The organism is Pedosphaera parvula Ellin514 (assembly GCF_000172555.1).
GTDB lineage: Bacteria > Verrucomicrobiota > Verrucomicrobiia > Limisphaerales > Pedosphaeraceae > Pedosphaera.
In genome coordinates this window covers 46,449-60,973 of sequence record NZ_ABOX02000010.1, presented here as the reverse complement: position 1 = coordinate 60,973, position 14,525 = coordinate 46,449, and the positions used below count along the sequence as shown (strand labels likewise).

At 52.3% G+C, this 14,525-nt stretch carries 13 protein-coding genes; 5 read left to right on the top strand and 8 right to left on the bottom strand.

Annotated elements, in window-relative coordinates; genetic code table 11:
- Nucleotides 1-12: 12 nt before the first annotated feature.
- Nucleotides 13-1,398, top strand: coding sequence for a lysophospholipid acyltransferase family protein (locus tag CFLAV_RS09900; protein ID WP_007414568.1), 1,386 nt, complete (start codon nt 13-15; stop codon nt 1,396-1,398).
- A gap of 9 nt (nt 1,399-1,407) precedes the next feature.
- Here CFLAV_RS09900 and CFLAV_RS09895 read toward each other — a convergent pair whose 3' ends face one another.
- Nucleotides 1,408-2,880 carry a sulfatase gene (locus CFLAV_RS09895; protein WP_150107349.1) on the bottom strand — a complete coding sequence of 491 codons (1,473 nt, stop codon included), beginning with the start codon at nt 2,878-2,880 and terminating at the stop codon, nt 1,408-1,410.
- Between the two features lie 131 nt (nt 2,881-3,011).
- On the opposite strand from CFLAV_RS09895, the gene CFLAV_RS09890 reads away from it, so the two are divergent.
- Nucleotides 3,012-3,791, top strand: a complete 780-nt coding sequence (locus tag CFLAV_RS09890) for a DUF3891 family protein (RefSeq protein WP_007414566.1) — start codon at nt 3,012-3,014, stop codon at nt 3,789-3,791.
- A gap of 32 nt (nt 3,792-3,823) precedes the next feature.
- Here CFLAV_RS09890 and CFLAV_RS09885 read toward each other — a convergent pair whose 3' ends face one another.
- Nucleotides 3,824-6,076, bottom strand: a complete 2,253-nt coding sequence (locus tag CFLAV_RS09885; RefSeq protein ID WP_007414565.1) for a protein-disulfide reductase DsbD family protein — start codon at nt 6,074-6,076, stop codon at nt 3,824-3,826.
- Between the two features lie 151 nt (nt 6,077-6,227).
- Here CFLAV_RS09885 and CFLAV_RS09880 point away from each other — a divergent pair, with 151 nt between their 5' ends.
- Nucleotides 6,228-7,298, top strand: coding sequence for a phospholipase D-like domain-containing protein (locus tag CFLAV_RS09880; RefSeq protein WP_160164548.1), 1,071 nt, complete (start codon nt 6,228-6,230; stop codon nt 7,296-7,298).
- Nucleotides 7,299-7,593: 295 nt separating this feature from the next.
- Here CFLAV_RS09880 and CFLAV_RS09875 read toward each other — a convergent pair whose 3' ends face one another.
- The 4 genes from CFLAV_RS09875 to CFLAV_RS09860 all read right to left on the bottom strand — a co-directional run bounded on the left by CFLAV_RS09875 (nt 7,594) and on the right by CFLAV_RS09860 (nt 9,563).
- Nucleotides 7,594-8,466, bottom strand: coding sequence for a SirB1 family protein (locus CFLAV_RS09875; protein ID WP_007414562.1), 873 nt, complete (start codon nt 8,464-8,466; stop codon nt 7,594-7,596).
- A gap of 73 nt (nt 8,467-8,539) precedes the next feature.
- On the bottom strand, nt 8,540-8,809 hold the full coding sequence (locus CFLAV_RS09870) for a hypothetical protein (RefSeq protein ID WP_150107348.1): 270 nt from the start codon (nt 8,807-8,809) through the stop codon (nt 8,540-8,542).
- Between the two features lie 77 nt (nt 8,810-8,886).
- On the bottom strand, nt 8,887-9,168 hold the full coding sequence (locus CFLAV_RS09865) for a hypothetical protein (RefSeq protein WP_040547838.1): 282 nt from the start codon (nt 9,166-9,168) through the stop codon (nt 8,887-8,889).
- 17 nt (nt 9,169-9,185) lie between these two features.
- A complete protein-coding gene (locus tag CFLAV_RS09860; RefSeq protein WP_007414559.1) occupies nt 9,186-9,563 on the bottom strand; it encodes a hypothetical protein in 378 nt (125 codons plus the stop codon).
- A 475-nt stretch (nt 9,564-10,038) separates the two neighbouring features.
- Between CFLAV_RS09860 and CFLAV_RS09855 the strand changes: the two genes are divergently transcribed.
- Together CFLAV_RS09855 and CFLAV_RS09850 are read left to right on the top strand one after the other, a co-directional pair.
- Nucleotides 10,039-10,953 carry a hypothetical protein gene (locus CFLAV_RS09855; protein WP_150107347.1) on the top strand — a complete coding sequence of 305 codons (915 nt, stop codon included), beginning with the start codon at nt 10,039-10,041 and terminating at the stop codon, nt 10,951-10,953.
- 193 nt (nt 10,954-11,146) lie between these two features.
- A complete protein-coding gene (locus CFLAV_RS09850) occupies nt 11,147-11,383 on the top strand; it encodes a hypothetical protein (protein WP_007414557.1) in 237 nt (78 codons plus the stop codon).
- A gap of 230 nt (nt 11,384-11,613) precedes the next feature.
- On the opposite strand, the gene CFLAV_RS09845 is transcribed toward CFLAV_RS09850, so the two are convergent.
- Together CFLAV_RS09845 and CFLAV_RS09840 are read right to left on the bottom strand one after the other, a co-directional pair.
- Complete coding sequence (locus CFLAV_RS09845; RefSeq protein WP_150107346.1) at nt 11,614-12,648, bottom strand: HEAT repeat domain-containing protein; 1,035 nt, start codon at nt 12,646-12,648, stop codon at nt 11,614-11,616.
- 625 nt (nt 12,649-13,273) lie between these two features.
- Nucleotides 13,274-14,413 carry a hypothetical protein gene (locus tag CFLAV_RS09840; RefSeq protein WP_083808748.1) on the bottom strand — a complete coding sequence of 380 codons (1,140 nt, stop codon included), beginning with the start codon at nt 14,411-14,413 and terminating at the stop codon, nt 13,274-13,276.
- Between the last annotated feature and the right edge of the window lie 112 nt (nt 14,414-14,525).

Genomic DNA, 14,525 nt, shown 5'->3' with positions numbered 1-14,525 from the left:
CTTGGCATTTGAATGAAAGTTCCGGGACTTTATCGCGCGATGCGGTGGATAGGCCGGATTGGTCTGAAGGTGTACTTCAGGCGCATTGAAAGATTTCATGGTGAGCGTGTGCCGTTGCAGGGGCCGGTCTTGCTCGCTTGCAACCATCCCAATTCGTTGACGGATTCCTTCGTGGTTGGAGCGGTGGTGCCGCGTAAGGTCAACTTCGTGGCCACAGTTCAACTGTTTCAATTCAAGCCGTTGAAATGGCTGCTTACGAACTGTGGAGTCATTCCAATCAATCGCGTGAAGGATGATCCACGTGCGATGCGGTCGGTTGCTGATACCTTTGAGGCTTGTTATCGGGTCCTGGAGAAAGGCGAAGCCATTGGGATTTTTCCAGAAGGAATTACCCATGATGATCCTCAATTGAAGACCGTAAAGACCGGTGCGGCCCGAATGGCGTTGGAACTGGAGCATCGGCATGGCGGCAAGTTGGGATTATTGTTGGTTCCGGTTGGATTGAATTTTTCCGCCAAGGAAAAGTATCGCAGTGATGTGCTCGTGAATTTTGGAGATGCAATTCGCGCCGCGGATTTCCTGGAAGGTTATCCGGAGCGGAAGAAGGAGTGTATTCATGCGCTTAACGAGAAGATCGAGCGAAGCATTCAATCTTTAATTTTACATATACCGCAATTGGAGCAGGCGAGGATCGTGGAGGCGGTTAAGCGGCTTTATTTGGAACGTTTGCTGGTGGCCGATCGTGTGATGGCTGAACCGATGTCGGCTCGGGCTGCAGAGTTGAGAATCAGCCAGAATGTTGCCAGAACTGTCGAACACATTTATCAAACTGCGCCAGAAAAGGCTGCTGCTTTCGCGCAGAAATTGGATCTATACGAAGGGGGACTCAAGCGATTGCAGCTTTCAGCGCAATGGTTGGAAGAGCCGCGCAAGAGAACCCTGGCAAGGCTGAGCGTTTGGTGGGCTTTGTTGGCAATCATCGAAACGCCGGTTGCCATTTATGGCTGGGCGCATCGCTTGATTCCTGTGCTGGTTGTGAATTGGGCGGTTGGGCGTTTTGCGAACACCGACAAACATAAGGTGCAGATATCAACGACGATTATTCTTTCGGGGCTGGTGATTTTTGGCTTGTGGTATGCAATCTGTGTGAGCGTATTCCATCTGTTCTTTGGCTGGCATGCAACTTTGTGGTATGCCGCTTCACTACCCATCAGCGGGATCATAGCGCATCATTATTATCGGAAGATGCGTCAGTTGAGTGCCGGTGTTTGGGATACATTTACCTTGTTGCGCGCACCCGGTGCGGCGAAGCGATTACTGAAGCTGCGCAAGGAGTTGGTCGATGAAATCGAGGGTGTCCGGCGAGAGCTTGGCCAGGAGTTTAGTTTTAAGGATTGAGGCGTGATATCACGGTTGTTTTGCTTCTGAGACTTTCCTAGCCGGTTGCTGATCGTTGGGAACGGGAAACTTTGCTTGAAGAAGTTTTTGAAGCTTTTCCTTTTCGGTCACGTATTTTGGGTCATTAGCGAGATTGTGCCATTCGTGTGGGTCGTTATCGTGGTCATAAAGCTGGGCACCGTCTTTGCCATAATTCCATTCATTGTAGCGCCAGCGTTCAGTTCGCACGCTACGGCCCATATTTTGTTTGTGGAGGACTTGAGTATAAGCGGGGTGATCCCAAGTTCCTGCGGGCTCACTCAGTAGCGGACGGAGGCTGATACCTTCGAGATTCGAAGGAGGTTGGAGTCCGCAGAGGTCGGCGAGCGTGGGATAAATGTCAAGGAGTTCGACGGTTCGAGGGGAGACTTTGCCATTTCCCTTTGCGCCAGGAAGATAGACCATCAAAGGCACGTGCACAGACTCATCGAAGAGACTCTGCTTTTGCCACTGGCCATGTTCGCCAAGCAGCCAACCGTGATCGCCGAAGCAGACAACGATGGTTTTATCTGCCAGCTTCAGATTTTCCAATTCGTTCAGAACGCGACCGACCTGTGCATCAACGAAGCTGATGCTGGCGAAATAAGCCCGCTTGAACAAGCGGAGCTGATCATCGGTGAGACCATAATTCAATGGCTTCACCGTCAGAGCCATTTCAGGAATGTCTTTAAAGTGTTCCTTTGGTCCGATTGGCAGCTCGATTTTTTCCTTCGGATAAAGATCGAAATATTTCTTCGTGGCGATGTCGGGGACGTGCGGACGGTAAAAGCCGGCGGCAATAAAGAACGGTTTGTCTTTGTGCTCGCGCAGGAGGCGGATGGTTTCGGTGGCAACTTTGCCATCGGTTTCTTCTTCATCAGTGCCGCCGATTTGCAGGTAGGCGAGAGAAGCGCCGAGGTTGTGAACGAAGGGAGTGAAGTTAATCACGTCCGCTTCCTCATCCTTGTCGCGGCCGCGTGGATTGACGAACTCATTCCATGAAGGCTTATCATCAAGCCCACTCGTACCGATGTCGCCGGGAACGCCGTAGTGGTAAATTTTGCCGACGCGTGCGGAATAGTAGCCATTATTTTTGAAAAGTTGCGGCAAGGTGACGATGTCAGGGAAAACTTTACGGATGGGCATGCCGTTGCCGTAAATTTTGGAAGTGTCCGGACGCACTCCGCCGAGGAGGGAGGAACGGCTGGGATTACAAAGCGGATATTGGCAGTAGGCGCGATCGAAGCGGACGCCTTTTTGCGCCAGGCGATCAATGTTCGGGGATTTAACGAGCGGATGATCGTAGCAACCCAAGGAGGTATTCAGATCATCAATGGCGATAAACAGGACGTTATATTTTTTGTCACTGTCCGCAGCATTTGACTGCACGCAAAATAGGAGGGCAACGAGAGAAAAGATGAAGACACGAACTACCTGAATATAAGGCTTTGCCGAAGATGTCATAGTCTTAATTGTGTCAATTCGGGTTAAGGAATCAAGAACTGCGTGAGGGAGTGAGGACATTTACCTGCTTCACCGGGTGGAGCGTAAAGCCCAGGTGGAACCGAGGTAATCCTGTGTTATTGTGATTTTGTATGCTACTGCGAAAAGAAGGGGAGGATGTTATCGCCATCACTCAACCAGCGCATGCCTGGGTTGCGGGACAATTGGCGAGGCACTGGGGTAACAATGCTTTCGGAAGCTTTGAACCGCATGAGGAGGTGAGCCTGGCGGCAGCGTTGCATGATGTCGGTTTTCTAGACTGGGAAATGGCACCGACACTCAACTCCAAAACTGGATTACCACATACATTTCTGGAACTGCCGGCACAGGCGCATCTGGGCATTTGGACTAAAAGTATCCAACAAGTATTGAAATACGACAGGTATGCCGCGCTTTTGGTATCGATGCATTTCACCTGGCTATGTGAAAGCCAGCCTTCACAAGTAGACGAAGACAGGTCGCTCGAGAAAAAATTCAGAGGTGAGCAGGAGCAGTTGCAGACCTCCATAATTACCTCGCTGGAAAATGATTATTATTATGGACCACTGAGCGGAGAGGGGATGATTCAACGCAACCGGGAATTGGTTTCGTTGTGGGATTGGCTGTCCTTGCTTTTATGCATGGGATTGCAAGAGGAGCGGGTGATCGAGAATGTGCGTACGGCGGGTGGAGTCACCCATCTCAAACTCTGTCCAAAGGATGAAAGTGGGACCAGAGTGTCAGTGGAGCCGTGGCCATTCCAAGATGATTCAGTGAGCCTCAGATGTGAAGGGAGGCAACTTGTCCAAACCTATTCGCGTCGAGGCGAATTGCAGGAGGCACTTCGGGCAGCTTCACCGGTGACGCTTAAATTTGAGCTCGTCCGCAGATAGGGCAACGGCATTACCAGGCAGGAACTCTGTAATTATTTCTGAACGGCCTTATCCAGAGCCTTGAGCACGACGCCGGGGCCCAGCGCCCAAAGATTTTCAGGAAGGATTTCCGGTGGCCGGTTGGTATTGGCAGAAAAGACCAGGACCAAGGGCACAGCGCTACGTTCATAACGATTCAATTCCTCGGTGATTTCGGGAGGAGTTTTCGTATAATCGGCAACGAAAGCGAGCCCATTGAGCTGCCTCAACTTTTCGCGAACGCTGGGAACATCAATGCTGGCAGATTTGTTTGCCTGACAGGTGGCGCACCAATCGGCGGTGAAATCGACGATGACAGGACGGCCGGCGGCGCGTGCCTGGGTGACTGCCTGTGAACTCCAACGTTGCCAGTCAATTCCATCCGGGCTTTCCTTGAGCGAAGCTGTGTTGCCGGTTTCCACGATGGGGGAGCGCCATTGCAATTTGCCCTCAACGACGAAGGTATAACCGAAGATCAGGAGCGCGAGCGCCAGGGCCGCAGCGATTCCTTTTCGTTTGCGGCCTCGTTGGATAAAGTCACCGTAAATCCAGGCGGCCATTCCGACGAGCACGAGGAAGATGCCGAGCCACCAGACGCGCTTTCCATAATGTGTGAACGTCAGGCTGAAGAGCCAGAAAGCGGTGGCGAGCATAGGAAAGCCCATGGCAATCTTGAATTTTTCCATCCAGATGCCGGGCTTGGGGAGAAACTTCAACCATTGTGGGAAGAAGCTGAGGAGGACATATGGAAAGGCAAGTCCCACGCCGATCGTAAGAAAGAAAAGCACAACGATTAAGTTGGATTGTTGAGGTGCCAAGGCGAAACCGAGTGCCACGCTCAAGAATGGCGCAGTGCAGGGAGTGGCTAAGACCGTAGCCAGGATACCGTTAAAGAATGCACCCGAGGTCCCTTCTCGAGCGGCCAGGGTTCCCGCAGCACTCATGACTTTTGAACCGGGGGTAATCTCGAATAAGCCAAACAAATTTAGTGCAACCAAAGTAACCAGGATGGTCATTATGACGATGAATTGCGGGTTGCTGAATTGCATGCCCCAACCCGCCCGATGGCCGGCCAGCTTTACGCCAATGATCAAACCAGCAAGGACTAGAAACGAAGTCAGAACACCGGCGGCATAGACCAAGCCCAGCTTTCGGACCTCACGGGGATGGTCGTGAGCCTGACTCACGAAGCCCAAAATTTTCAGGGCAATCACTGGGAGCACACAGGGCATGATGTTGAGAATCATTCCTCCAAGAAACGCGTAGAATAGCTTCATCGGCATGGATTGAGTTCCGGGAGCGGCGAGCGCATCAGCATTGTCGGAATTACGAGTTCCAGAGGTAGTTGTCGGCGGTGGAGTAGGGGCAATTTGAGGGTTGGAAGAACTCGTGATGGCCAAATCGGCTTCGTAGGCGATAGGCGCTTCGCCGGTCTGTTCCACCAATAAACCTGAAAGTTTTGCAGGCCAATCGCCTGCTGTCTTTTTAAGAATCTTCTGAACCCTTAGTTTGCCCGCTGCTAGTGGCAGGATGTGTGCATTCGTGAGGAACTCGTATTTGGTGTTGTCGAAAGGAAAGAAATCTGGATTGGCGAAACCATTGTTGGAAGCCCATTCGAACACGATTGGACGGGTATTGGTGGTGACATTGGCTTCCCACGAAGCGCTGGCAGCAAGGTCGGGTTTAGATTGCGGGAGTCGCTTCTTGAAAGTTTCAATCAATGTGGCTTCGGGAGAAGGGGCGGACTCGCCGCTGATATTTAGAGAGGCTTCCACTGTTTTTCTGCCAGGAACGCAGGAGGTTTCACTGCATTCAAGCCAGGAGAGATCGGCTGCGAGTTTTAGGGGGCCGGGTTTAACGTCGGAGGAAATGGTGAGAGGAACGAGCAGGACGACATCATCGTTATAAACGTGGGCGGTAAGCGCCCCAATGAACATCTTCTCGGGAACCGGCCATTGTATTTCACCGACTGTGACTCCAGCGGGCAACTCCCATTTCTTGATTTTGGTGGGAATGCCGGAATCCCCGGGATTGCGCCAGTAAGTGTGCCAGCCCTGGTCCATGTGCAGGTGGATGCCGGCCATGATTGAGGAGCCGGGACGAGCGGTGCTTTCAGACAAAATCAAGGAGGCCTGAGTATGAGCTGCCTGAGCCTTGGTCGCGAAAGCACCCAGTAGAACCACCCCTATTAAAGCCAGTAATGTTCGCACATAGGTATAGATGCACGAACCAATGAAAAATTTGAAACTATTTCGCTTCTTTTGCACTTTCGTCCAATATAGGGCCAATTGCCCGCTAGCGCGATGGTTTGGCCGTATTGCAAACTAAGTGGACTGGGAATAATATTCTTGAAAGATGCTATTGCTTAACTCCAATTGTTACAACTGGTTATGCACTGGAAATGATGTTTTTCCGGCCATGTTGGAGGCAATCCATTCGGCCCAAAAGTCCATCCGGCTGGAAACGTACATTTATTCTGACGATTCAGTGGGCGAAAAGTTTCGACAGGCTTTGATCCAGGCATGTCAGCGGGGCATAAAGGTAAAAGTCATGGTGGATTCGCTGGGGTCGCAGCGACTTCGATCGGATTATTGGCAGCCACTGATCGCCGCTGGAGGAGAAGCGCGGTGGTTTAATCCGAACCGGCTTAAACGGTTTGGATTTCGCGACCATCGTAAAATGCTCGTGTGCGATGAAGAGGTCGCGTTTGTGGGAGGGTTTAATATTGCGAAGGAATACGAGGGAGATGGTATCAAGACAGGATGGTATGATTTGGGACTGCGAATCGAGAATTCCCTGGCTGCGGATCTGGCAGCCACATTTGATGAGATGTTCGGGCGCGCTTATACATCGCACAAACGGTTTGCTCAGTGGCGAAAATCTTCGGCCAAGAAAGACATCATCAAGCAGGATGGGGAATTATTGCTGAGCGGTCCCGGACGCGGAAGTCCTTTTAAGAGGGCGTTACGGACGGACCTGATGCACGCGAGGAGCGTTCAAATCATTGCCGCCTATTTTGTGCCGACGCGCAAGATTCGCAGGGATTTGTTTCGCATTGCGAGACGCGGTGGAAGAGTGCAATTAATCCTGGCCGGAAAATCGGATGTAACGTTGTCGCAACTTGCGGGCCAAAGTTTGTATCGACGCATGCTGAGGGCGGGAATTGAGATTTACGAATATCAGCCACAAATCCTGCATGCCAAAATGATTTTGGTGGATGACGTGGTTTATGTTGGGTCATCAAATCTGGACCCGCGCAGCTTATATATAAACTATGAGTTCATGCTGCGTTTTAAAAACGATGATCTGGCAGATGAGGCGAGAAGTTTGTTTGAGAATAATCTTCAAAACTGCCGGCAAATCGAGCTGGAAGCCTGGCGGAAATCGAGGAGTTGGTGGGAACGTTTCAAACAGAGATGGGCTTACTTCATCATCGCCAGAGCTGACCCAATTATCGCGCGATGGCAGGCCAAGTGGATTCCGAGTTGAGAGCCTGATTAAAGATTATGGAGGGTGCTGCGGCTGGGGATTTTGGCTGCGGCCAAGGCGGCGAGGTGCTTCCGCACGGGCACCAAGCATCCCCCCAAGCGGGCTGTGAGGGCCGAGCCAACGCAGGCTGCGGCCAAAAGCACTGCCGCCCGGAGGGTTTTCGCGCAAAAGGCCGCCTGGCGGCGTTGCTCCTCAGTCGAAGATCCACCAGGGATATTCTCCTTCGTCGCGCCTTGCCATCCAGCCTTTTGCCCGAAAACAGCACCCTCCAGAATTTTAAAACAGGCTCTGAAAGCTATTTTGCGAGAGCGATGAGATACCTTTGAAGACGGGTGGTTTCATCGTGCCGGTCCAGATTGTGATAAATCTGGTGAAGGTTTCCGCACATGCGTATTAACATCCGACGAGAAGTGACCGGGGCAAGGTGTTCATCGGAGACCGGATAGTTTCCGTAGAGGAGGTACTGGATGCAGTTGGCCTTGGTCCACAATTTCCCTTTATTAAAGACGTCGATGTAATATTCCTCGGATGAGGACTGGAAACGGCAGATAAAATGACCAGGCAGCCCGATGCCTACAATGGGGAGGCGAAGACGTTTCGCGAGCAGCAGATAAACCAGACAAAGATTTATGGGATTGCCAGTCCGACGATCCATGACCCGGTTTAAGTAGTTATTTTCGGGTTCGTAGTAGTTCTGTTCGTTTCCAGTAAAGCCAAGGACACCGAACAGGTAGTCGTTAAAATTACCGATGATATGTTCCGCCTCACCGCGTGGATCAATGCGTTCGCGAAGTTCACCGGCATAGCTGTCAAGCAGTGCCTGATAAGCCTCGAGGTTCGTATCAGGAAATTGAGTCTGAGTCAGGAGCCAGGCGCCTTGTTCCAAGTTTAAATCTTCTCCCTCCGTCAGGCAGAAAGCGAGAAAACGATTATCGGCCTCTTTACGAGCGAAATGTTGAACAATCTCCTGAACACGGCGGCGCAACGCGGGGTTGCTGCTCAAAGTATGGGGACGCAACCAGAAGAGGGATTCGTGGCCGAAGGATAGAATTTTATCGCGAATCGTTTGGTACACTCCGGGATCCTCATCTGACAGGAGGGTGATTAGGGCTGCTTTCTGGCTTTCCGAGGGCATCTCAGGTGTTTGGGCGGCGGTGGAAGAATTCATATGCTGCCAACTGCAAAAGGATGCTTCAGAATTTTACGAAATACAATCAGAATCAACGCTTTAAATGAACAGCCTATTCGAACTGATCCGGCCGATCCTTATGGCCGTCCCGATTGGTTTTATCCAAGTCCAGCAAAGCCTTGCGAAGCAGGTCCTTTTGTTCTTCCCGTGAGCGGCGGCGGACAGAACGCAAGTCGATCAGGGCGGCAATGAAAGTGAGGGCGGTGAAAGTGAAGCAAATCAACCAATAATAAATGAATGCCTGCTGTTGCAGATGCGATTTAAGGACGGTTTGACCAGCAATGAGCATGGTGGCCGTAATACCGAGAAAAATTAGACTCAAGCGCCGGCTTAAGTTCATGGCAGACAATCCCATGCCTCCAGATTAGCAGGCAGGTCTGAATTTTTCCACGGCCATTTTCAAAAGTTTGGGGAAAAGAGCTTAGAGCCTGCTTTAAAATTATGGAGGGTGCTGCGGTTGGGGATTTTGGCCGCGGCCAAGGCGGCGAGGCCGGAGCATCCCCCCAAGCGGGCTGTGAGGGCCGAGCCAACGCAGGCTGCGGCCAAAAGCACTGCCGCCCGGAGGGTTTTCGCGCCAAAGGCCGCCTGGCGGCGTTGCTCCTCAGTCGAAGATCCACCAGGGATATTCTCCTTCGTCGCGCCTTGCCATCCGGCCTTTGGCGCGAAAACAGCACCCTCCATAATTTTAAAACAGGCTCCTAAAGCCATTCCTCCCAATCGGTGGGTAGTCGACTCAAGGTTGCGGGCTCTTGCGGGTTGTTAATTTCCGTTTGCACGATTTCGGTTTGAGGCTCAAACATGCGCATAAACTCCATGGGTTCGGAGGTGCGCAGGAGAGGAAATCCATGCCTGGTCAATCTCATTCCTTCGATGTAATCCGAGTTGCGACAGGAGGCGATGGCTTCGATGCGTTTCACCAGTACAGTTTTATCTTTGAAGCCATGCCAGGTGAGCTCCTTCTTTAGCTCTTCGGGAACCTGTCGCCAGCAGATGGCGCAGACGTAATTGCCTAATGGCTTGGGATTGCCGCAGAGGCAAACTGCACTCAGCTGGCAAGCGTAAAACTCTTCGACCACAACGAAGCCCTTCTGCCCTTTCGAGGCGATTGGAAGAAAGTGGGATGTTCGCTTGAGGTACTTGGATAGCCGGGTCCATATTGGCCATGTTTTATACCATTGTTACCGTCGATTCTGGAATAGGGTGTTTACCTCAATTATTTCTAAAGTACGAAAAAGCGCGGAAAGCTGGAAAGCCCTCCGCGCAAAGTGTGATTCAGAAGTGCGCATGGCAACGAGACAAGGAGTTTAATAGGTTGGTTTACGGGTGACAGGGCAGACCGGCTGACGTAGTTTGGTGCCAATGCAACTGTCTCTCGTACGACTGTTTCGAAAATATTCACGAACTCGTCCTGTTGTCGGTAAGGCGGTTCTGTGTCTCTTCCTTTCCTGCGCCGTTTTTTGTTGCGGAGGTTGCAGCACAAACAAAGCGAGCGACAGTCCCATTGCGCCACCGCAACCGTATACGCGGATTGGGCACCCCGATACAAACACCGTGGCATTGCAGATTGCAGTCAGAAAACTTGTGCCGATGAGAGGCAAGGGTCCCGCGGTCTGGTTGGTGGGGACCTCGCATGTTGGAGAGACGAATTATTATGCGGATTTGCAAACACTACTGAATGGGAGCACGGTGGTGCTTTATGAAGGTGTGAATGCCGATGTCCATAAGCGACGTGTGCGGGGAGGCAACAATGAACTCGCATTAACCAATCCGCTGAAGGATAAGGAAGCCGGGTCTGGCAAACCGGAAGAGGAATCGATTCAACAGACACTGGCGCACTCTCTGGGATTGGTTTTTCAACTGGATGCCATCGATTATGATCGGTCCAATTTTTTCAATAGTGACTTGTCGATCCAAGAGATACAAAAACTGATGGTGGCCCAGGGTACCAACGCAACAACTTCAGTCGAAGGCGGAGGGCGGGGGAATTCCTCATTTGGTTACCTGATGCAAGTCATGGATGGGAGTTCCTTCCTGGGAACGGTGATGAAGATGGGCATGCAATTCATGGGGTCGAGTCCGAAATTACAGGCGATTGCCAAACTGACCTTGATTGAAACACTGGGGGGTTTAAAAGGAGAACTCACCGACGTCAAGGGGTTGCCGGAGGATATGAAGCAACTGGTGAAGGTGCTGATCGAGTCACGCAACAAGGTCGTGGTGGAGGATTTGCAGGCGGAGGCCAGGAAGGTGAAGAACTCCGGATCGCTCGCGGTTTTTTACGGGACCGGTCACATGCAGGACATGGAACGACGCATTACGCAGACAATGAAGTATAAACCGGCGGAGGAGATTTGGTACACTGCGTTCGCGGTTGATACCAAGAAGGCGAAGCTTTCTGAAACTGAAATACAGATGGTTCGGAACATGGTTAAATGGCAGGTGGATCAATTGCAGAAGGGGGAGTAGGGCGGAGGATTGAGGATTTGCGACTTTTGATTTTTGAATTGCGATTGGCGAACTTCGGGATGTGGTGAACTGATCGCGGATGGAGCAAATGGGAGTTTTGATTGGCGAGGGAGGGAATCAGTGAATTGGGGCGAACAACCCATTGAGGAGAATTCGGCTCAGAGTACATTCAAGCAGAGAGCGCACCCAACCAATGAAAATTCTTCTTCAAGATACCAGGACGGGACTCTACTTCAGGAGTCTGGATGCGTGGACGAACAGCATGGCGGATGCATACGACTTCAAATTTTCAGAGAAGGCGATTTCGTTTGCCGTGGAACATCATATTCCCGACGTTCAGATTGTGATGATATTCCGCGCCAGCGGACATGTGGAGACGGTGCCATTCCCAAAGCAATTGGCGGTTCATTCCGGATACTTGCGGCATTGAAATTTTCCGGTCGAAAGGTCAGGCGGGAGATTCCGGGCCAGCTGAATTGCGCCGGTGGGTTGTCCAGCTCTGGAATTCTAAAACCGGAGAGCCCATTCGTCACAATGAGATCGCTTAAGCCGAGGGTTGTGCGTGTCCGGTTTGATGAGGTTGCAAGTGATTCCCAAGTGGCGTTCCTGAATCATGTTCCGGAGCCACACCTTGCAGTTGTCTTCTGAGTTTGGGCTGGGTCAATTTGGATCTGCTTTTTGCGGAACTTCAAAGTCAATAGTGAGCAGGGCATTGGAGGATGCAGCGCGAACGCCGATGGACGGGTCTTCGCGCACGGCTCTTAGCAGTGCTGGAACTGCTTCGTGAGCGGGGTGTCCAATTTCACCAAGAGTAGCCGCTGACAGCTGTCGGACCGTCGGATCCTTCCCATTTTCGAGGCCTCCCATCAGAGCTGGGATGGCTGAACTGGAGTCCTTGCTTAACTCCTTCAGGAATTTGGCCGCCAAATGGGCGGAGCGGAATGGACCGTTTGATTTCAAAGCATCGGCGGCAACCGCAACAACGCCGGCTTTGGCGGCCAGTTGCGGATCGATTTTATTCAGGGAAACGGCAGCGCGAATGCGGATGTCGGCATCCCTCTCGTTCAAGGCTTTGGTAAGGACAGGAACCACTGTTTGGGCGTTGCTGGGAAAGTATTGCAGTGTTGCGGCTGCGTTCATCCTTACCTCTGTATGCGAATCGTTCATGGCGCGAATCAAGGCGGGGAGAAGCTTTTCCTTTTCGGGTCCCAGCGTTGGCAGGACGTTATTGCCTAAACAACTGAGGGCATTCATTCGCATCTCCCAATGGCTGTCTTCGAGTGCTTGAACCAAAGGTGGCAGGGGAACCCGGTGACGCCGCCCAACGGAGTTCAACATAATCAAGGCACCTATGCGAATCTGCGAGTAGTTCACTGGAGCGGGGAGTAGGTTCTGCGCTCGTGCCGGCAGCTTGTTCCAGTATTTGGAATAGGCTTTTTGCGCCGGGCTCTCCTGTAATTGCATGGCTTTGACCAGCAGTGGAACGGCTTCGGGACCAAACTCATTCCAAGTTCGCTGGTGGGCACTCCAGGCGGACACCAGTGCGGGATTAAAGGTGTTGGTCAGGCCATATAGCCAAAAACTTTCCGGCTTGCCGTGAAACATAGGTTCACGTGGATGCAGCACTGGCCACAATAGCCCGGCAACAAGCAGGGTGACCAGAGCGACGATGATGATTCCCGGTTTCTTCCTCACCGGCAAGGTATAGAACGCAGGCCGGTGACAGGCGAGAAAAAAGGAGGAAAGAAAAACGCAGTCCAAGAACGTCAATGAAGCGGCACCCTGGCCTTGATTGTCCGAGGTGCGGTGATGGGTTGCGAGTTAGCTGATTGGCAGGCTCGGGCGAAGACTTCGGGTTTTTCCCCATATCGGAATAGGGGAAAGCGAGCAATGGGTGTAATACGTAACATGAATCAGCCCCGCTATTCCAAGGAGGAGCGGGGCTTTCTTCTTAAGATGATCTGAACATGCTTCTTTGACTCCGAGTAAGTTAAGTAAAACTTCTGGCGGATCGACTGTGGAGTGAGTGGCAGAATGGAATTTACAAACCCGGGTTCCGTGACGACGAAGGAGGGTAAGAATAGGTGACAACTAAATACCCTCCGTTCAGAGCCTGAAAGCAGGATCAAACCTCAATCAAGAAGACACCTGTTGCCTCAAGGATAAATGACACCGGGGATTGGACCGGATTTGGGTATTCGTTGCCTCACATTAAATGACACCGACGTGTTTATTGTTTTTCCCTCCGTCAGGAGGGTCCTTTTGCCCCTGCTGCTGCAGCAGCAGGGGCAAAAAAATTTCTCATTCTTCCATCCCGTCCTCATTTTAAGATCGGTCTGAGTTGTTTATCCGTTTGCCTGGCCAGTTCAAAGGGATCGACGGCGTAATACCAGTCGCGCAACCGTTGCGCCTGTTTCCTACCCAGTTGTCCGCTGCTCACCAGCCGCTGGTAGGCCGTCTGCGGACGGTCGTGACGGCGAACCCAGCGGCTGCCTTCCCGATGCTTGGCCACCAGCTTGGCTGAGGGCAGAAAAAAGTTCTGCAATGGCCCCCAGGTTTCCTTGTAAAGCTGGTTGATCAAGGGCACCGCTGCCGGAGATTCCAACCGGGCATAGCCCAGAACCTGCCGCGGCCACATCCAGTTCTTCTGCTCCACATGCGCATTGTCATCTTTATGATAAGGGCGTGAGCGGGTGAGTTTTACGGGCACCACGCGCTCCTGCAGGTAACGCACCAGATGCCAGTTCAGCCATTCGCTCCCATTGTCAAAATCCATCCCCAGCAAAGGAAATGGCAGGTTTTTTTCCACGTCCCGGGTTTGCTCCAACACCCCTTGGGCACCCTTGTTCCACACGGCCCGACCTTCCGTCCACCCACTCCCCAAACACGTGTAGGTCAGGCTCCAAATGAAATCACCCGCCAGGCTGGAACCGCAATGCGCCACGCTGTCCGCCTCCAAAAATCCCGGACGTTGCTCATCCCACACTTCCCCCTGAATGGGAATCTGGGTCCGCAACAGCGTGCCGGGCCGGGTGCCACATAACCGGCGAGGGACTTCCGCTTTGAGCGGCGCCAGCAGCCGGTCCAGGGTCGCGGCACTGACCTTTCCCAAGAGCTTCTTCTGTGCTGGCAAAAGACTGCCGTAGTGCTTGCCATAATGCGGCAACCACAGGGCCAGCGCCGGTTCCAGCCGCTTGCCACAAAGCTGTTCACTGGCTTTCCAGATCCGCTCGACCACCTCACGCACCGGCTCATAGACCGGTTCGGCCCCGGGGCGCACTCCGCCCTTGGGCTTGGGCAATTGATCCCCCAACAACTTGATCGCATGCTTGCGATCATAGCCATGATGTTCACAAAACTCATCGAGCATCCGCGTTTTTCCTTCCCGCCCTCGACCGGCATACCGCCTCCGCAAACGTTCCAACTCTTCCGTCCGACAACTGCTCTTTGGCATCTTCATTCTCCAAGTTTGTCGGTGTCATTTTCCCGTGAGGCAACGTATTCCTTCAGTCCGGCTTCCCAACCTCTCTCCGGTGTCATTAATTATGAGTCAACTCGGACACTTCCGAAGG

What these genes read in the sequence shown, in the direction of transcription:
- CFLAV_RS09900 (WP_007414568.1), top strand. Translation starts at nt 13, where the DNA reads ATGAAAGTTCCGGGACTTTATCGCGCGATGCGGTGGATAGGCCGGATT.
- CFLAV_RS09895 (WP_150107349.1), bottom strand. Translation starts at nt 2,880, where the DNA reads ATGACATCTTCGGCAAAGCCTTATATTCAGGTAGTTCGTGTCTTCATC.
- CFLAV_RS09890 (WP_007414566.1), top strand. Translation starts at nt 3,012, where the DNA reads ATGCTACTGCGAAAAGAAGGGGAGGATGTTATCGCCATCACTCAACCA.
- CFLAV_RS09880 (WP_160164548.1), top strand. Translation starts at nt 6,228, where the DNA reads ATGTTGGAGGCAATCCATTCGGCCCAAAAGTCCATCCGGCTGGAAACG.
- CFLAV_RS09875 (WP_007414562.1), bottom strand. Translation starts at nt 8,466, where the DNA reads ATGAATTCTTCCACCGCCGCCCAAACACCTGAGATGCCCTCGGAAAGC.
- CFLAV_RS09865 (WP_040547838.1), bottom strand. Translation starts at nt 9,168, where the DNA reads ATGGAGGGTGCTGTTTTCGCGCCAAAGGCCGGATGGCAAGGCGCGACG.
- CFLAV_RS09850 (WP_007414557.1), top strand. Translation starts at nt 11,147, where the DNA reads ATGAAAATTCTTCTTCAAGATACCAGGACGGGACTCTACTTCAGGAGT.
- CFLAV_RS09840 (WP_083808748.1), bottom strand. Translation starts at nt 14,413, where the DNA reads ATGAAGATGCCAAAGAGCAGTTGTCGGACGGAAGAGTTGGAACGTTTG.